Consider the following 18,559-nt stretch of genomic DNA (forward strand, 5'->3'; position numbering starts at 1 on the left):
ATTATAAAAGAAGAAACCTGACAGCATTGTGTCAGGTTTCATATATTTTTTGCATATGAAAAATCGTTTCTTTTACCTTTTCCCGGATATGAAGAGGTTCCAGGACCTCAATATCCTTGCCAAATTGCAGCAAGAAACCGATCAACCATTGATCCTCGGGCAGGGATATCACCGCTCGGCAGGCTTCATTTTCATCAAATTGAAGGCTATCATGTCCAAACCATTCACTTATACGCTGACGCGCCCCGGGCTGAACAAGAATGACCAGCTCAGTTAAACGATCCTTTCGATACCAATTCACATCCCAGGGCAGAGTCTCCAGCTGTATGTCTTTTCTCATAAATGATTGATGTAAAATAGTCATATCTTTTATGCGGCTTAATTTAAAAAAGCGGAAATCGTTTCTAACCAGACAGTAGGCGTATAAATACCAGCGGCCTGCCTTGCATACCAGCGTGTAAGGCTCTGTTTCACGGAGAAGTGTTTCCCCGTTTGCATTTGTATATGTAAACGATATGGTTGACGACCGATCGATTGCATCACTGATGTTTTCTCGAAGCGCCTTTTGGTCCTCTGTTTGTCCCCATGCCGTCATGTCAATAAACCATTTTTCCGTTTCACGCTTAAATGCCTCTGCGGCCTGGTCTGGTATGAGATGTTTTATTTTTTGATAAGCCGCGCTGTGAGAAGCGGGTTCATACATGGATGAGATGCTCTGCAAAGCGGAAGCAATAGCAAATAGCTCCTCTTCTTTCAGCCACTCTCTTTCTAGCCGATACGTTTCCATCACACTGATCCCGCCCCCGGCGCCTTGTGAGGTTACAATCGGAATGCCCGCTCTGCTGATCGTATCAATATCTCGGTAAATCGTTCTGACTGATACTTCAAATAAATCAGCTAGATCAGCAGCCTGCACTTGTTTTTTGCTGATTAATAACATCACCATCGCTAACATACGTTCCAGTTTCATTTTTCGCACCTTGTCTCCTGCTTTTATTTTCCAATATTATCATACCATTTTATGAGGCTTGGGCATATCTATTATGCAGCCTAAAGGCATCGTGCATATATTATGAAAACAGGGGCCTCCCCTTCTTTTTTTATGGTCATTGTTTATTTAGACTACTATTTCAAAACGGATAAGCATACACTTCTCAACGGAGGGGATTCACATCATGCATCTTACACTTCAAAGCGTTTATCCTGTCATGATTATCGTCTTTTTTCTGTATAAAAAAATCAAGCGCTCCATCGGATATCAGCCGCTGAAGCCTCGCTGGCTTTTTACTCGTTTGGTTCTTTTTTCAATGTTTGCATTCGGTCTCACCATTTTCAGCCTCATTCATCCATTTTTGTACGGATATTTCATTATCGGTATTCTCGGCGGATGTCTGCTGGTTTTTTTCGCCAGGAAAAATCTCTCCTTTGAAAAACGCAGAGGAAAAATTTATTTTCGGACTCATATTTGGGTGGAGCTTATTCTGCTAACCCTATTTCTATCGAGATTTCTTTATCGTGTAACAGAGCTTTACCTTGCCGCGCCTGATTTACACAGCCTGGGATCTTACAGCCAGTCTATCGGAACTGATCCTTTCACGATTGGCGTCTGTTTTCTGATCGCCGTCTATTATATCGGTTTTTCCTCTATTGTCATCAAAATCAGCAGAAACGGGCTGGAGCAAAATGGGCACAGTAAAGAAAAAGACATCCTTGCTTAATCGCGACATGCGGCAGCAAGGATGTCTTTTTTAATCGTGTCTTGTATGGTGGATCATTTGCTGAAGCACATCTAAAACATGCTCATCCTCGGGAGAATAGTAGATTGATGTTCCTTCTCTGCGCGATTTCACGAGCCGGAGATTTTTTAAAAACCTGAGCTGATGGGATACTGTTGATTGCAGTAAATTCAGTTTCTCAGCGATCCCGTTCACAGCATGTTCACCCTGAGAAAGCAAATGGAGAATCCTGATTCTGGTAGGATCAGAAAGCGCTTTGAAGGTTTGTGCGACTAGAAATAAAGTTTCTTCATCCAAATCAGTCACCGTTTCATTTGCACGGTCCGCTTCTCGAAATTCAGTCATGTGTCTCACCTTTCTTATTTCATAGTTTTATCTTATAACAAATGACCTTTCATGCAAACCTGTCTCTTCTTGTTTCAATTCAACCTCACAGTTTAAATTTATGTTTCAAATCAGGTTTTTACTTGGTCTGGTATACGTTCTATGTCATAATAAAAAAGTCATACTGCTGCAAACATTGAGGGTGAAACACAGTGAAGAAAAAGAGAAAAGGCTGTTTCGCTGCTGCGGGTTTTATGATGATTTCTGTCTTTGTCATGGCCTCTTTTTTATTGGTCCTGCTTTTGTTCAACCGCGATTTAATCAAAAAACTTCCGATTGACACGAAAACCATTGTCCTCGAACGTTTAACTGATTATAAACCGCTGGTTGAGGACGAGCTTGAAAACCGGGGACTCTCCAATTACACATCGCTGATACTCGGCATGATGTATCAGGAGTCAAAAGGAAAAGGCAATGATCCGATGCAGTCCTCTGAATCTCTGGGTTTAAAGCGTAATGAGATAACAGACCCTCAACTCAGTATTAAACAAGGCATCAAGCAATTTACCCTCATGTACAAAACCGGTAAAGAAAAAGGTGTGGATTTGGACACGATTATTCAAAGCTACAACATGGGGGCAGGTTATATTGATTTTGTAGCTGAACATGGAGGAACGCATACTGAGGAATTGGCAAAACAATACTCCGAGCAGCAAGTCGAAAAAAATCCCGGGCTCTATACTTGCGGAGGAAATGAAAACAATTTCCGTTATCCGTATTGCTACGGTGATTACACGTACGCGGAAAAAGTAAAAGAAAAAACGAAAACGGTTGAAAAATCTTTACAAGTCGCAACACTTGAAACCATGGAATCAACGGCTCATTAAAGGAGCCTGTTAATTTACTGACAAAGCCCAAAACGATATTTGGGCTTTTGTCATGTTTACAAACCTCAAAAAAGCCATACTGAGTATGGCTTTTAATAATACGGTGATATCATCAAATAAACAATAACACCTGTAAGGCTGACATACAGCCACAGCGGCATTGTCCATCTGGCGATTTTTTTATGACGCTCCACCTGCATGCTGAAGCCTCTGATCAGCGTAAACAGCGCAAGCGGCACGATGATTGCAGAAAGGCAGATATGCGTAATTAATATAAAGAAATAAATCGGACGCATAATACCTTCTCCGCCATACAGCGTATTCTCCGCAATCGAATGGTATGTGACATAGCAAATCAAAAACAATAATGTTGTCGTAAAAGCAGCTAAAATAAAGCGTTTATGCGCCTTAATGTTTTTTTGTTTAATCATAATCAATGCCGCCAACAAGAAGATAAACGTAAAGCTGTTGAATATCGCATTCAGCATTGGCAAAATGTGAATATTCGCATGGCTGAACTGATCTAATTTAGGCATAAAAAACAGCACTGCGATCAAACCGTTAATCAGAACTGTCAGTGTAAGGACAATTCCAGTATAATTTTTCGGTTTATTTTCTGTTTGATTCATTTGGTGACCTCTCCTAATTTGTACTGGCTATCCAAATCGTATGCAAATTCAACGGAGATGTCAACGTTTTCTATGGCTTCGTCAGAAATTAGACACACTTCAGAAGGCCGATGCTTAAAAAGCACCAGCCTTTTGGTTTATGCCTCTTGCATTAAATGATCAACGACCTTATGTTCATTTTCATTCAGCAAATTCTTTTGGATTTTCGAATGAATGGGTTTGTTCATATGCTGATCTAGGATGTCAGCTGTTTTTTTATCACCGGCAATGATCATTCGCTCCCATTTTTTTGCCGCGGCTTTCTGGTCGAGATTGGCCGCCAGCCGCTTGTACAGTCTCGTTTGATTCTCCGTTACATGATTCTTCAGGTGTTCCTCTTCTAATGATGCCGATTTGGTTTTAGAAGACTGGCTGCTCTCCCAAGACTCATTGATTGCGTCATATTCATAATGTTCGACCGCTTCAATTTTGCCTAAAACGGTTTCTATAATTTTCACTTCATTTTGCTGCGTTAAAATAAAAGCTGTACTTGGATACGTTTTGCGCAAATTTTCCAGCTGGTCAAGTACAGCTGTCTCCTCCCAGAAAAATGTTGTTTCAACAGGAATCTGAAGCGTGATCGCTTCCCATATCCCGCTATTTGAAACAAAAAATACAAGGCTGCGCGGCATATTTTTTCCTATTCCGTTAAGGTGCTGATAGATTTTGTCACTGATTGCATTCAGACACTTTTCTTCCTCCGGGTCACTTGCTGCCAGATATTCTTTTAATCTCCCGAACCCTGACTTAAGGGTAATTTTCCATTCTCCCCCCTGTTGCTCTGGATCCCTCATATCTGTGTTGAGATATAACGAAAGAATTTTGTCAGGGGGTTCCAATTGGACATAACGCAATTTCTTAATCAATGAATCAATCGGCATTCATCTTCCTCCTTTTGCAACGGGTTACTTTTCTTTTTCCTCTCTTAAAACCAACTAAACCTTACTTGCGCTAAATTCTAGCAATTATGGATTTATCATTTACAAACGCCTCTTCTATCTACTACAATTGGTTACTGTGTTTCTAACTATTTTTGAAAGGGGTTTGATTTTGATTACCATTAAGGAAAAAAACCGCCAAGAGCTTGAAGAAGAGCTGAATCATTTAGAATTTCAACTTTATCGCATGCAGGAAAATATAAAGGATCTATCGAAAGATGCCAGAGTGCTTGGTATTGATCAATCGAAAGATGAAGATTGGATGATTGTTTCCTCGATTGATGATGGCCAAACATGCAAAATTATGCTCACGGATTGTGAAACAGCTTATAGAGGGGAAAGCTGCTTTTCACTTGTAGCATCCTATCAGGACGATGCCATTCATATTGGAGATATTAAAGGACCTCCGAATTACGGTTTCGGTTCTATTTGTATGAAATATTTAAAGGATATTGCCAGAGACTGCAATATCCCGAAAGTTACCGGCGACATAGCCAAACGGGATTGGAATCATGTGGACAGGCTCATTCATTTTTATGAAAAACATCAATTTGAAGTATGTATTGACTACGATACACAATCAGGAAGCATTAAATGGACAGATTTCTAAAAAAAATCTGGAAGAATATGCCGAAATATGCTGTAATGGTGTAAAACCGCTTAGGAGGACCTGAAGTGTTTGCACCCAAACTGAAACCGGGAGACGAAATTCGAATCGTGTCTCCCGCCACCAGCATGTCCATATTAACAAATGAAGCAAAGTTGCACGCAAAAACGACATTAGAACAATTGGGTTTTCGGGTGACCATTGCTGAACACGCAGAGGAATTAAACGAATTCCAGTCATCCTCTATTGAATCAAGAGTAAGTGATCTGCACAGCGCCTTTTTCGATCCCGACGTCAAAGCTATTTTAACGACACTTGGCGGATTCAACAGCAATCAGCTGCTGCGTTATCTTGATTACGAGAAAATCAAACAGAATCCAAAAATTCTTTGCGGCTATTCCGATATTACGGCTCTCGCCAATGCCATTTATCAAAAAACGGGCCTCGTTACATATTCTGGCCCCCACTTTTCTACATTTGCAATGAAAAAAGGATTGGAATATATAAAAGATTATTTTCTGGCTTGCTGCGCTTCGGATGAAGCCTTTGAAATTCTGCCATCACAAGAGTGGAGCGATGATCAATGGTTTTTAGATCAAGAGAACAGGCACTTTCACCCTCATTCCGGTCCTATTGTGATCCAGGATGGCTATGCTGAAGGCACATTGATTGGCGGCAACCTGTGTACACTTAATTTGCTGCAGGGAACGGAGTATTTTCCTGAGACAGACAACACAATTTTACTGATTGAAGATGATTATATGTCAGACGCAAACATGTTTGACCGCGATTTACAATCGCTCATCCACCTCCCTTCTTTTTCAAATGTAAAGGGGATATTGATCGGCAGGTTCCAAAAAGCATCAAACGTATCAATAGATCACGTAAAAGCGATAATTGGTACAAAAAAAGAATTATCCGGCCTCCCCGTCGTCGCAAACATAAATGCCGGGCACACCTCTCCAATTGCCACGTTCCCTATTGGGGGAACATGCAGGCTTGAAGCTGTTTCGGGTACATCACGAATATGGATTGACAAACATTAAACAGCTTGTAAAATCTTTTACAAGCTGTTTTCACATCTGCACGCCATCTCTATCCACATGACAAATGTCATATATGATGTATGATGTGTGCTACTACAAAGACATCCTTCTCTTTCGTATACTTAAGCGAGACACACAATGAGAGGATCCTTTACTATGACTGAACCAACCCTTAAACACAAACAAAAACTGCTGACAAAGCAAGTCGCTGCTTTTGCTCAGCCCGAAACAAAAAACAGTCTGATTCAGCTTTTAAACACGTTTATCCCTTTCTTCGGACTTTGGTTTCTTGCTTATTTCAGCCTCAATGTCTCCTATCTTCTTACTTTAGCATTAACAGTGGTTGCCTCAGGGTTTTTGACAAGAATTTTCATTATCTTTCATGACTGCTGCCATCAATCATTTTTCAAACAAAAGCGCTATAACCATATTCTCGGCTTTCTGACAGGTGTTCTGACTTTGTTCCCTTACCTTCAATGGCAGCACAGCCATTCGATTCATCACGCGACCAGCAGCAATCTGGATAAACGCGGAACAGGTGACATCTGGCTGTTAACGGTAAACGAATATATAGCCGCATCTAGACGCACAAAACTTGCATACAGACTTTATAGAAATCCGTTTATCATGTTTATTCTCGGACCAATTTATGTTTTTCTGATCACCAACCGTTTTAACAAAAAAGGCGCAAGACGTAAGGAGCGCGTGAACACGTACCTTACAAACCTGGCAATTGTGTCATTGGCTACTGTTTGCTGTCTCATCTTTGGCTGGCAATCGTTTTTGCTCGTGCAAGGCCCTATCTTTCTGATCTCAGGTTCAATCGGCGTGTGGCTGTTTTATGTACAGCATACATTTGAAGATTCTTATTTTGAAGCAGATGAAAACTGGAGCTACGTTCAGGCCGCTGTGGAGGGCAGTTCATTTTATAAACTCCCGAAACTCCTTCAATGGCTGACAGGCAACATCGGTTACCACCACGTTCACCATTTGAGCCCAAAGGTGCCCAACTACAAGCTTGAAGTTGCTCATGAACATCACGAACCATTAAAAAACGTACCGACAATTACCTTAAAAACAAGCCTGCAATCACTCGCCTTCCGCCTTTGGGATGAAGACAAAAAACAATTTGTATCATTTCGGGGTATAAAACAAATATCTTTCCGCCTTCCGCCTGATTCAACAGAAAAACAGAAGCTGCGGGAGAACGCCTGACTATTAGGAGGTCTTCTTATACAACAAGAAGACTTCCTTTTTATTGTTCGGTGGTGCAATCTGGCTTTTACAATGGTAAAGTTACATTTAAGATGAAAAGCTGAAAATGAGGTTATATCATGATCAAAAAGCATTTTACATTTCAAAAACTAAGCGGAATCACGCCTTATATATGGACGATATTTTTCATCCTGCCGTTCTACTTTATATTTAAATCATCTTCTACATTTGTTATTATCGTCGGAATTATTTTGACGCTTTTATTTTTTTCGGTTTATCGATTTGCTTTTGTCTCAAAAGGCTGGGCCATTTATTTATGGGCGTTTCTGTTAATCGGCATTTCAACCGCCTCCATTACGCTGTTCAGCTATATTTATTTTGCTTTTTTTATCGCGTATTTTATCGGAAACATAAAAGAACGCGTTCCTTTCCACATTTTATATTACGTACATTTAATAAGCGCAGCTGTCGCAGCGAATTTCAGCCTTGTGTTAAAAAAGGAATTCTTTCTGACACAAATTCCTTTTGTCGTCATCACCCTCATCAGTGCGATTTTATTGCCGTTCAGTATCAAAAGCCGCAAGGAGCGCGAACAGCTGGAAGAAAAACTCGAATTTGCAAATGAACGGATTGCCGATTTGGTAAAATTAGAAGAAAGGCAGCGGATTGCCCGCGATCTCCACGATACGCTTGGTCAAAAGCTTTCTCTTATCGGTTTAAAAAGCGACTTGGCGAGAAAATTAATATACAAAGATCCCGAACAAGCAGCGCGTGAGCTGAAAAGCGTTCAGCAAACAGCGAGAACTTCTTTAAATGAAGTCAGAAAAATCGTATCCTCTATGAAAGGCATCCGGCTCAAGGATGAAATCATAAACATCAAACAAATTCTCGAAGCTGCTGACATTACATTTATCTACGAAGATGAGAAAATGCCCGAAAATATCTCATTGCTTAATGAAAACATTTTGAGCATGTGCTTAAAGGAAGCTGTCACAAATGTTGTCAAACACAGTCAGGCTAAAACATGCCGAGTTGATATCCAGGAGCTCTGGAAGGAAGTTGTTATTACAGTGTCAGACGATGGAACATTTCAAGGAGGAGAAACGTGCTTTTCAAAAGGACATGGCTTACTCGGTATGAGAGAGCGTCTTGAATTTGCAAACGGGAGCCTTCACATCAACACCAAAAACGGAACCAAGCTTACCATGAAAATTCCTAATAACTCAAAATAAACAAAAAGGATGGCTTACATGATTAGTATATTTATTGCAGAAGATCAGCAGATGCTGTTGGGCGCTTTAGGATCACTATTAAACTTAGAAGACGATATGAAAGTCGTCGGCAAAGGAACAACCGGACAGGATGCTGTCGAGTTTGCAAAAAAACACCAGCCCGATGTATGCATTATGGACATTGAAATGCCCGGTAAGACAGGACTTGAAGCAGCTGAGGAATTAAAGGATACAGGTTGCAAAATTATTATCTTAACCACTTTTGCCCGCCCCGGCTACTTTCAGAGAGCCATTAAAGCCGGCGTTAAAGGCTATTTGTTAAAGGACAGTCCGAGCGAAGAGCTCGCGAGCGCCATCCGAAGCGTCATGAATGGAAAGCGTATCTACGCACCTGAGCTGATGGAGGATATGTATAGCGAGGCCAACCCTCTCACAGATAGAGAAAAAGAAGTGCTCGAACTTGTGGCTGACGGAAAAAACACAAAAGAAATCGCCCAAGAACTCAGCATTAAAAGCGGAACGGTGCGAAATTATATCTCCATGATTCTAGAAAAGCTTGAAGTGAAAAACCGTATAGAAGCCATTACGCGTTCAAAGGAAAAAGGCTGGTTTAAGTAAAAGAGAATCTTGACATATGTCCAAGATCCTCTTTTTGTTAATCTGCCGCGACCCGCGCTGCACCGATTTCTATGATTTACAAAAATAAAGCCGGTCAGTATATTTATATTTATTGGAGAGACGGGTTAAAAAACTTGCCTTCCACCTGGAATGACAGATTTTCCTCCTTAAGTACGGCTTCGCCTATTTCAAGCTATTCAACGACGCTCTGGGAGCACACTTCAACAATTTAGACATTCTGATTGGTAAGGCAAAACTGCCAATATGGCTTCAGATTGGGACAACAAGGCTTCAGCAATCCAAATCAAATAATCTAGGTAGAAGTTTCAAAATCACTATTCTCTAAAGAAGCATGAGAATAGTGATTTTTTGTATTGTCCTCACAGTTGCTGCCAGTCTGCTGTGCTTAATCCTGAATTTTCACTTACACAAGAGTCAGGTCCGGTTTCAGAATCTATTTTCTTATTAAATTCTGCCTTTTCATGAGAGCCGTCAATCTATCTGTTTAAGTTGGTCCATGTGGCACCCGCCTTGTGCGCAATAATTTTCTCTTTCTAATACGTTCTAATGTATTTATAAGGGAAGATTCATTTTAAATTTTGTAAGCCATAACAACACACCTCATTGGTGCCAGCTAATGCCTTCAACTTTAGACTCCGTACGTCTGTCTCCATGTCTTCAGAAGACATAAAACTATATCTCTCGGCACGATAGGTGTAAAACTCCAACAGCGAACCAGTACAACATTTGCGTTTCCTCGCATCAACATCACCAAACATTATTCCGTAACCAGCATCAGACATTAAACCTAATGACACGGAAGCTGAACTGATCACGAATACCGTCAACCACGATTTCCTATATGAACAGTTAGTATGTTAGGAAGACAGGCAAGATATTTCATTGTTTTGGGAGAACAGCGCAGACAAAGCCCTCTTCCATTTCCACGTCCACCAAATCACAAAATAAGGCGTTATCCCAAGTCTAGGAAACGGCTCATGTCCCTGGCTATACGTATTTAGATGTGATTATCTGATTAAGGGATCTTTCCTTTAGCAGCCTTCTCATTTAAAAACAGTTTTTCATTTTAAATCGCAAATGAACGTGCTGATGCCAAACGACTCCGTAATGCGGAAGGCTTGATTTAAAACAAGATCCCCTGAATACAGCACTTCGGCAGAAATGAAACAGTGTAACCTATGATCAAAAGCTCAGAAACGATCTGTTGTTCTTTAATCAAATCGCTGCTCCAAAAAAATCAGGTATCGTCATGATTCTTGATTTCAAGTAACCTGGCCAAAAGACAAATGCCAGAGAAATTAACGCCAGCGGCGCACAAGCTTCCGAAGACATTCTGTCATAGAGGCCGCGTCGCTTTGTCTTTAACCCCACCATCTTTTCGGTTGATACATTCGTTAATAAAAGCGAGCTTCCAATAATAAAGCAGTAAGGCTTCTCCCCCTAAGGAATAACGGTTAGAGGATGCAAGCTGAGCCCCTTGTCCTTCGCCATAAAAATATGCAGGTATTCATGATAAGAAACGATACAATCTTCAAAGCAAAAGCCAGCAGCTCCTTCTGCAAAGATAAAGATGATAGGGGCCGTTTACCTTCTATTTATCATTGCAGAAGGAGCACAATTTTTTTATCGGCATATTATGTTTTACGTCTCTAAAAACAAAAAAAGGACACGAGCTTAGAGCTACATGTCCTTTATCTTCATCTATTCTATTAATTTAACACTTTTACACTTACTGTTCTGACGCCCCAATTATGTGCATCACTTTTGTTTGGTACAAATACGTCAATTTTATTTCCTTTTATTGCGCCGCCAGTGTCTGCTGCTGTTGCTTCTCCATAACCTTCAACATAGACTTTAGAACCTAGCGGAATCACGTTTGGATCAACCGCAATAACTTTAGCATTCGGGTTCTTGTTTAAGTCGATGCCTGTTGCTGTAACGCCGGAAATGCCGCCGTCGTTAGCAGAGTAAGCAGTAGCCGTAACTGTTAGTTCTTTTGTCGCTTCTTGTTGATTTGTATTAGATTCAACAGCCTTTTCTTCTGTTTTAACAGAAGTGTCTGCTGCAGCCTTTGTTTCTTGTTTAGGTTGCTGTTGAACAGCTTCTTGTTTAGGTTGCTCTTTTTGCACAGCCTCTTGTTTTGTTTCAGTTTGAGGTGCGCTTGTTTGCGCATTCTCAGTCACTGTGTTTGCTGCTGTTGCCTGACCTTTTACTGAAAGTGTAGATCCAGCATAGATCATGTCAGAGCTTAAGTTATTCCAACCTTTCAGGTTGTTAACTGTCGTACCGAATTTTTGAGCAATCTTAGAAAGCGTATCTCCCGCTTTAATTGTATATTGCCCAGATGTGGTTGTTTCTTCTGAAGAAATGGTCAGTTTTTCTCCCGTAATGATTGTATCAGAAGTTAACTTGTTCCATTCTTTTAGGTCCTTCAGGTTCACTCCGTTTTTCTGAGAGATCCCCCAGAGCGTATCACCCTTTTGCACCGTGATTTCTTTTGCAGAAGCGTGAGCTCCGAATGCAGTTGTTGAAAGTGCTGCAACTGCTACAAAGGACATAATCGTCTTCTTCATAAGTAAATCCTCCCTTGTTAGCTTTTTATTGGCGGCTAACAGGTGATATCGTAACACATGTAAATGTCAAATCAATAACAAAAAGATATGATTTAGATTACAGTTCCTTTACATGAAGGATTTCTCTCTGTTGGAAAGTCTTACTGAACCCTTGATATAATAGGCTTTTCAAGTCTTTTAAGTTTGAGTCAAAAAAAAGAAAAGAAAATGTGTTTTTCAAAGAAAAAAAGGTTGATTTATGCTTTTTTTGGGGCTGTCACCTGTACATAAGCTTGTATTTCTTCTAAAAAAAGCCGGCCATATTTTGCTCTTTTTTGTTCTCCGACTCCTTTTATAGACAAAAGTTCTTCATCATTTACAGGCTGTTTTCCTGACATATCTTTCAGTGTCTGATCAGAAAAAACGACAAAAGGCGGCACACCCTGCTCTGCTGCAATTTGCTTGCGTAAGGTGCGCAGGCGTTCAAACAGCTCGTCATTTTCCGTAATGGCTTCTGCTTTTAATGCTTCTTTTCTCGCTACTGCCAATTCGCTTCTCAGCACATTTCTCCCTTTGCCGCTAACAAATAGAGTCGGAAATGTTCCATCTGACATCCTAATAAAGTCGTCAGCAATCAGAAATTCAATAAAGTCGCTGATTTCACTAACTGATCGGTGCTTTAATATTCCGTATGTTGAAAGGCTGCTAAAGCCGTTTTCGAGCACTTTTTTATTTTTTGATCCAGCGAGCACCTGGGCAACCATCGTCTTCCCAAAACGTTCATTCATACGAATGATACACGATAAGACCATTTGCGCTTCTCTCGTCACGTCATGGGCTGTTCTTGTATCTGTACAGTTTCCGCACTGTCCGCAGGCGTCAGGTTCCTTTTCTCCGAAATACATCAGAATAAATCGCTGCAGACAATCTTCCGTATGGCAGTAGTCAACCATTTGTCGCAGTTTTTTCAAGTCCTGCTTTTGCTTTTCTTCATTTTCCGATTGCTCGATTAAAAAGCGCTGCACCATAATATCTTGCGGAGAAAATAAAAGCACACATTCACTGTCGAGGCCATCCCGTCCAGCTCGTCCCGCCTCCTGATAGTAGCTTTCCATATCTTTCGGTATCTGTGCATGAAGAACAAACCTGATATTTGATTTATCGATGCCCATCCCGAAAGCAGATGTGGCAACCATGACCTGCAGCTCATCGTTCAGAAACCTTTCCTGCTGTTCTTTTCTGACTTCGTCCTGTAAGCCCCCGTGATACCGCCCTGCGCTAATTTGATTTCGTTTTAACCGCTCATAAATCCGATCTGCTTCTTTTCTTGTCGCGGTATAGACGATTCCTGCTTCATGTTTGTTTCTTTTTACATACTCATCAATAAAACGATCTTTGTTTTCCCCTTTTGCGACTTTCAAAGTCAGGTTGTCACGGGAGAAACCGGTATACACCGTGTTTTCTTTTTGAATATGCAGCTGACGGCATATATCATCATGCACCTCAGGTGTTGCTGTTGCCGTTAATGCCATGATGACAGGTTTGTCATTTAACTCGTGAAACAGAATTTCAATGTTTCTGTAGCTTGGCCTGAAATCGTGGCCCCATTGAGAAATACAGTGCGCTTCATCTATTGCTACTAAAGGAACGTCGATGCTTTGCAAAATACGTATAAATTCTGTTGAGGTTAACCGCTCTGGTGTAATGTAAAAAAGCTTATAGGCCCCTTCTTTCAGGCCGTTCAGCCTTTCATATATTTCTTGATTGGTTTGCGAACTGTTGATGTAAGCGGCTTTGATTCCCGCTTCTTCAAGAGCATCAACCTGATCCTTCATTAATGATATTAACGGCGAAATGACAATCGTTGTTCCTTCAAACATCAGTGCCGGAATTTGATAGCATATTGATTTTCCCCCGCCCGTCGGCATAATGCAGACCGTGTTTTGTCTCGCTTCTGTCACCGAACGGATGGCTTCCTCCTGCCCTCTGCGCAGCTTTTCATAACCGAAATAATGCGCCAACAGAGATTGGGCTTTATGTAACATAACGTCTAACCCTCGCTTTTCCTTCAATTTCTCCCATCATATCACAAAAAATAGACCTGCATTTCTTCCCGAATGGAAATTGAATTTTCGATATAAAAATCCTTTTTCAGATAAAATAAAAAGCCATTTCCATAAAGGAAATGGCCTTCGCTACATCTTGCCGTATGCAAGTAAGAAAGTTTTAAACCACCACTCCTCAAAGTGGGTGTTTGCAGAAACGTTCCTGTCGTCCTCTGCAATGGAGGCATGACATTCCGGCTTCGATATAAAACTCCCTATTACAGCTTAAAGGTTAAAACTTAATTAACAATACGTACAAAGTAGCTTCTTTTATATAGTACACCATTGGACATATTTTATCAAGGGGGTAAATCAATTGTTCAGAAAAACTTTTTTTCATTCATAAAACTGTTTTTTCGCTAATATATCTAATGATTCGACAAACAAAAGATATATTACAATAAAAAAACATCATTTTTTAGCGGCAAGAAGTGATCACTTTCTTCTATATAATATGTACGCAAAAAAACTCCTATCTCACGGATAGGAGTCTTCATTCATTAAAACTTAGCAGCAAGCTCTTTCGCTTCTTGCAAGCCTTTTTCAACAATTTCTTGTGCTTTATCAGGCGCTGCGTTATGTCCCTCGATGACAACTGTGTGCAAGTCTTGAACACCCCAGAAACCAAGAACTGTTTTCATGAAGTTTAAGGACATTTCTAGTGAAGCCATTGGTCCTTCTGAATAAACGCCGCCGCGCGCGTTAAGAAGTGCAACTTTTTTGTCGCCCATTAAACCAACTGGTCCTTCTTGTGTGTATTTGAATGTAACGCCTGCGCGAGACAGGTAATCCACATAAGTATGAAGCACTGCTGGCACTGTGAAGTTCCAAAGCGGGAATGCGAACACCACTTTATCAGCTTTTACAAATTGGTTCAGATATTTGTCAGCTGTTGCAGCTTGTTTTTTTTCTTCCTCAGTCATTTCCATACCTTGGCCTGCTTTAAATGTTCCGTTAATCATATCTCTTCCAAGGTAAGGAAGGTTTTCTTTATGAAGATCTAATTCAATCACTTCATCATTAGGGTTGTTTTCTTTATATGCAGCTAAAAATGCTTCGTATAGTTTAACTGAAACACCTTCTTCAGCTGTACGGTCACTTGATTTTACAAATAAAACTGTAGACATTTGTATTCCTCCCGGTAAACTTTTTATATCAACTTACAAATAGTATGTTACTTTCTTTTTTATGCAAAGTCAATCACTTTATTTCGAATATGAGATTTTTTTATAAAAAAAAGCAAGTACACCTTATATCGGTGTACTTGCTTGCGATTTTCAATTTGAATCCTGCTCGCGGTCTAAAATCTCATACGTTTGAGAACTTTTTTGATCAATTGTTTCTTTATTAGAAAGATCTTTAACTTGTTGGTGAAACTCCCTTTCAAATGACGGAGCATCCGTTTCCAAATCGTCCTCTACATCAGCTTGGGCTTCCACTGTCATTCTTGCGTATGGAACAGCTTCCAATCTTTCGTATGGGATATCTTGACCTGTTTTTTCACAAATTCCGTACGTTCCGTCTTTTATCTTTTGTAAAGCGTGATTAACTTCCTCCAAAAGCTCCCGGTCTATTTCTTTTACCGTTTGGTCTGTCATGCGGTCTGTTACAAGCGTTCCGTGGTCAGCCATATGGTTATCAACCCCATTAGACAGCTCTCCTACTTCTTCAGTCATTGATTGTGTTTTCTTTTTTTCACCAGACAATTCTTTTTGCATATGAAGCAATTTATGGTAGAGATGCTGAGTTTGTTCTTTAGTCAGTGCCATGTGTATCCTCTCCTTTTTTTCTCTGTTCCCAGTTTTGAATACTGACAAACCAAAAAAGGCGTTTTTACGGCACAAAAAAAGCCAAACCATTCTTTAGAGACGGCTGGCCTCAGTTAGTTTATTCAGTTGCATAAATACTTCGTCAATACCGCTTGCACTTCGCTTAAATCGGTATCTTTCGCAAATTCTAATTCAAAGGTTTTGCTTCTTGTCATTAATAAAAGTCCGGTGTCGGGATCAAACATTCCCGCTTCTTGAATGGCAAAGCTTTCAATCGTTTTATATGGAAGAAATACACGAACCTTCTTTTTAGAAAACACCTTATTATCAAAGAAAATAATACGTTTATTTGTAAAGCAAATTTGGTCAACCCGGAGCTTATAAATCGATTCTATTCTTTCCCCTTCAACGAGCAAAGCTTCAAGCTTCTTTGCGTCAGTTGGTCTGCTAACAGAAAAAATACCCAATGAAGAACCCCTCTTTCTGCATTTATCTATTTTTCTTATGACGAGATTACATTAAATAAAATAAGTCCTTTATCCCTATATAAGAATACGACATAGAAGACATTTAAACCATTACGAACAGATTACATTTTTCACTTTTTTGATTTGTTTCTTGTTTTTTTGTATTGCTGTCATCATGTAGTACGCACCAATAGAGAAAAAAGTTTCATTTTCACAAATATTTTTTGAAAAATGAGTTTTTTAACGTTTTCTTCTTTGTATCTGTTTTATTTTCCCTTTTTGAATCAAAGAAGAACCGCAGCTTAGCTGCGGTCCTTTGCATAACGATCTGTATCTTCAATTGTGCCATCTTATTAGAGTCTGAAATTGATGTGACCTCTTCTGTTTCTTCTTCCATCAGAAATTCAATCGGTGATTATACCTCTTCAAAATATTCTTTATAGTATCCGCCGATTTTATTTGTATTATCGACGACAAACAGAAATTCCTCTGTCTCATTCTTCACTTCATATTCTTTCCCTGGTGTTAATACGCGATTTACAATGTATTTCTTTGCGTTTGTCTGAACACACTTTACTTTTTTAACCGTTTCTTTTTCAAGCCAATTTTTATGTATCATGTTGAAATCTCCTTTACTTGTCTATAAGCCTATTGTAGCTTTTTTCTTTTGTAGATTGCAATATCGGTTATTCATTGATTTTGTCATGTTTTCTAGTATAGAATGGTTGTATACGCTTACTTCCATAGTAACGATCACAGCTAATTTCTGCTCTTCAATGAAGCAATATCCATTCTATCACCAAGAATCTCAGAACAGGCCATAAAAATGACTGGAGGTTTGTTACGAATGAGTTCTTTAACGATGCAAGTGAGTAAAAGGCTGGAGACATTTTTACAGGGAACGAAAAAGCTTTATATTGATGGGAAGTTTGTTCCGAGTGCCTCAGGGGCAACCTTTGACACGCCCAACCCGGCGACAGGCGAAACCTTAATGTCGCTGTATGAAGCCCGGGCAGAAGATGTGGACAAAGCCGTTAAAGCTGCCCGCAAAGCCTTTGATCAAGGCGAGTGGAGAACAATGTCTCCAGCATCGAGAAGCAGACTGATGTATAAGCTGGCAGATTTAATGGAAGAGCATAAAACTGAGCTTGCTCAGCTTGAAACCCTTGATAACGGAAAGCCAATAAACGAAACAACAAATGGAGATATCCCGCTGGCTATTGAGCATATGCGCTATTACGCCGGCTGGTGCACAAAAATAACAGGGCAGACAATCCCTGTTTCCGGCTCCTATTTTAATTATACACGCCATGAGCCTGTCGGCGTCGTCGGCCAAATCATCCCATGGAATTTCCCGCTCCTTATGGCGATGTGGAAAATGGGTGCGGCTCTTGCAACCGGCTGTACAATTGTGCTTAAGCCTGCTGAGCAAACCCCGCTTTCAGCTCTTTATTTGGCTGAGTTAATTGATAAAGCCGGTTTCCCTGACGGTGTGATCAATATCATTCCGGGATTCGGTGAGGATGCTGGAGAAGCACTTACCAACCATGAAGCGGTTGACAAAATTGCCTTTACCGGATCAACAGAAATCGGAAAGAAAATCATGGCCACGGCGGCAAAAAGCATTAAGCGTGTCACCCTGGAACTGGGCGGAAAATCACCTAATATCCTGCTACCGGATGCCAATTTGAAAAAAGCCATTCCAGGCGCTTTAAACGGTGTCATGTTTAACCAAGGCCAAGTCTGCTGTGCGGGCTCACGCGTCTTTATTCATAAAGACCAGTATAATGAAGTTGTCAATGAGATGGTGTCTTATGCTGAATCACTCCGCCAAGGAGCCGGACTTCATAAAGATACCCAAATCGGCCCGCTCGTGAGCAAGGAGCAGCATGAACGCGTTCTTTCTTATATTCAAAAAGGGAAAGATGAAGGAGCAAAAGCTGTCACTGGCGGAAGCTGCCCTTATGAAGAAGGCTACTTTGTCGCGCCGACTGTGTTTGCGAATGTTGAAGACGATATGACAATCGCCAAAGAAGAAATCTTTGGACCAGTCCTGACGGCGATTCCGTATGAAACAGTGGATGAAGTCATTGAACGAGCCAACCATTCTGAATACGGACTTGCTGCCGGCCTATGGACTGAGAATGTAAAACAAGCCCATTATATTGCAGATCGCCTTCAAGCCGGGACTGTCTGGGTAAACTGCTATAATGTGTTTGACGCAGCTTCGCCGTTCGGCGGTTATAAACAATCCGGACTAGGAAGAGAAATGGGCTCATATGCTCTAGATAACTACACAGAAGTCAAAAGTGTATGGATTAATCTTGAAGACTAAAAGCTTTTAAAAAAACTGCTGCCTGCCAGCAGTTTTTTT

Annotated in this window: 18 protein-coding genes, 1 other RNA gene and 1 pseudogene; 9 read left to right on the forward strand and 11 right to left on the reverse strand. The window is 40.5% G+C overall.

Annotated elements, in window-relative coordinates:
- Window positions 1-31: 31 nt before the first annotated feature.
- Window positions 32-970: a helix-turn-helix transcriptional regulator gene (locus HC660_RS10340; protein WP_168748039.1), complete on the reverse strand. Its 939-nt coding sequence runs from the start codon at window positions 968-970 to the stop codon at window positions 32-34.
- A 205-nt stretch (window positions 971-1,175) separates the two neighbouring features.
- Between HC660_RS10340 and csk22 the strand changes: the two genes are divergently transcribed.
- Window positions 1,176-1,718 (forward strand): mother cell-specific sporulation protein Csk22, encoded by a 543-nt coding sequence (csk22, locus tag HC660_RS10345; protein ID WP_168748040.1) that lies wholly within the window; start codon window positions 1,176-1,178, stop codon window positions 1,716-1,718.
- A 30-nt stretch (window positions 1,719-1,748) separates the two neighbouring features.
- Here csk22 and czrA read toward each other — a convergent pair whose 3' ends face one another.
- Window positions 1,749-2,081: a Zn(II)-responsive metalloregulatory transcriptional repressor CzrA gene (gene czrA / locus HC660_RS10350; RefSeq protein ID WP_010334564.1), complete on the reverse strand. Its 333-nt coding sequence runs from the start codon at window positions 2,079-2,081 to the stop codon at window positions 1,749-1,751.
- A gap of 191 nt (window positions 2,082-2,272) precedes the next feature.
- Here czrA and HC660_RS10355 point away from each other — a divergent pair, with 191 nt between their 5' ends.
- Window positions 2,273-2,947, forward strand: a complete 675-nt coding sequence (locus HC660_RS10355; RefSeq protein ID WP_024121708.1) for a lysozyme family protein — start codon at window positions 2,273-2,275, stop codon at window positions 2,945-2,947.
- Between the two features lie 92 nt (window positions 2,948-3,039).
- On the opposite strand, the gene HC660_RS10360 is transcribed toward HC660_RS10355, so the two are convergent.
- Both HC660_RS10360 and HC660_RS10365 read right to left on the reverse strand, forming a co-directional pair.
- The gene (locus tag HC660_RS10360) at window positions 3,040-3,576 is read right to left on the reverse strand and encodes a DUF420 domain-containing protein (protein WP_003231280.1); all 537 of its coding nucleotides are present in this window, start codon (window positions 3,574-3,576) and stop codon (window positions 3,040-3,042) included.
- 137 nt (window positions 3,577-3,713) lie between these two features.
- Complete coding sequence (locus HC660_RS10365) at window positions 3,714-4,496, reverse strand: VLRF1 family aeRF1-type release factor (protein WP_168748041.1); 783 nt, start codon at window positions 4,494-4,496, stop codon at window positions 3,714-3,716.
- 169 nt (window positions 4,497-4,665) lie between these two features.
- On the opposite strand from HC660_RS10365, the gene HC660_RS10370 reads away from it, so the two are divergent.
- The 6 genes and pseudogenes from HC660_RS10370 to HC660_RS21090 form a co-directional block, all read left to right on the forward strand.
- Window positions 4,666-5,163, forward strand: coding sequence for a hypothetical protein (locus tag HC660_RS10370; RefSeq protein ID WP_010334567.1), 498 nt, complete (start codon window positions 4,666-4,668; stop codon window positions 5,161-5,163).
- Window positions 5,164-5,228: 65 nt separating this feature from the next.
- On the forward strand, window positions 5,229-6,206 hold the full coding sequence (locus HC660_RS10375) for a S66 family peptidase (protein ID WP_168748042.1): 978 nt from the start codon (window positions 5,229-5,231) through the stop codon (window positions 6,204-6,206).
- Window positions 6,207-6,362: 156 nt separating this feature from the next.
- A complete protein-coding gene (desA, locus tag HC660_RS10380; RefSeq protein ID WP_010334569.1) occupies window positions 6,363-7,421 on the forward strand; it encodes a Delta(5) desaturase DesA in 1,059 nt (352 codons plus the stop codon).
- A gap of 119 nt (window positions 7,422-7,540) precedes the next feature.
- The gene (gene desK / locus HC660_RS10385) at window positions 7,541-8,653 is read left to right on the forward strand and encodes a two-component sensor histidine kinase DesK (RefSeq protein ID WP_010334570.1); all 1,113 of its coding nucleotides are present in this window, start codon (window positions 7,541-7,543) and stop codon (window positions 8,651-8,653) included.
- 18 nt (window positions 8,654-8,671) lie between these two features.
- Window positions 8,672-9,271, forward strand: a complete 600-nt coding sequence (desR, locus tag HC660_RS10390) for a two-component system response regulator DesR (protein ID WP_010334571.1) — start codon at window positions 8,672-8,674, stop codon at window positions 9,269-9,271.
- A 61-nt stretch (window positions 9,272-9,332) separates the two neighbouring features.
- Window positions 9,333-9,583: pseudogene (locus tag HC660_RS21090) on the forward strand (hypothetical protein); the annotation flags it as partial.
- Between the two features lie 1,418 nt (window positions 9,584-11,001).
- Here HC660_RS21090 and HC660_RS10400 read toward each other — a convergent pair.
- The 7 genes from HC660_RS10400 to HC660_RS10430 all read right to left on the reverse strand — a co-directional run bounded on the left by HC660_RS10400 (window position 11,002) and on the right by HC660_RS10430 (window position 16,804).
- On the reverse strand, window positions 11,002-11,865 hold the full coding sequence (locus tag HC660_RS10400; RefSeq protein ID WP_010334572.1) for a LysM peptidoglycan-binding and 3D domain-containing protein: 864 nt from the start codon (window positions 11,863-11,865) through the stop codon (window positions 11,002-11,004).
- 236 nt (window positions 11,866-12,101) lie between these two features.
- The gene (gene recQ, locus HC660_RS10405) at window positions 12,102-13,889 is read right to left on the reverse strand and encodes a DNA helicase RecQ (RefSeq protein WP_168748043.1); all 1,788 of its coding nucleotides are present in this window, start codon (window positions 13,887-13,889) and stop codon (window positions 12,102-12,104) included.
- Window positions 13,890-14,032: 143 nt separating this feature from the next.
- A non-coding RNA gene (ssrS, locus tag HC660_RS10410) (6S RNA) lies at window positions 14,033-14,219 on the reverse strand.
- A gap of 230 nt (window positions 14,220-14,449) precedes the next feature.
- Window positions 14,450-15,076, reverse strand: a complete 627-nt coding sequence (azoJ, locus tag HC660_RS10415) for an FMN-dependent NADH-azoreductase AzoJ (RefSeq protein ID WP_168748044.1) — start codon at window positions 15,074-15,076, stop codon at window positions 14,450-14,452.
- Between the two features lie 150 nt (window positions 15,077-15,226).
- A complete protein-coding gene (locus HC660_RS10420) occupies window positions 15,227-15,718 on the reverse strand; it encodes a TraR/DksA family transcriptional regulator (RefSeq protein WP_168748045.1) in 492 nt (163 codons plus the stop codon).
- 122 nt (window positions 15,719-15,840) lie between these two features.
- Window positions 15,841-16,185 (reverse strand): PH domain-containing protein, encoded by a 345-nt coding sequence (locus HC660_RS10425; RefSeq protein WP_010334575.1) that lies wholly within the window; start codon window positions 16,183-16,185, stop codon window positions 15,841-15,843.
- Window positions 16,186-16,600: 415 nt separating this feature from the next.
- Window positions 16,601-16,804, reverse strand: coding sequence for a DUF6501 family protein (locus HC660_RS10430; protein ID WP_010334577.1), 204 nt, complete (start codon window positions 16,802-16,804; stop codon window positions 16,601-16,603).
- Between the two features lie 228 nt (window positions 16,805-17,032).
- Between HC660_RS10430 and dhaS the strand changes: the two genes are divergently transcribed.
- Entirely contained in the window at window positions 17,033-18,520 is a 1,488-nt protein-coding gene (gene dhaS / locus HC660_RS10435; RefSeq protein ID WP_168748046.1) for an aldehyde dehydrogenase DhaS, read from the forward strand.
- The last annotated feature ends 39 nt before the right edge of the window (window positions 18,521-18,559 follow it).

The sequence above is a fragment of the Bacillus mojavensis genome (genome assembly GCF_012648005.1).
In the GTDB taxonomy this organism is placed as follows: Bacteria; Bacillota; Bacilli; order Bacillales; family Bacillaceae; genus Bacillus; species Bacillus mojavensis.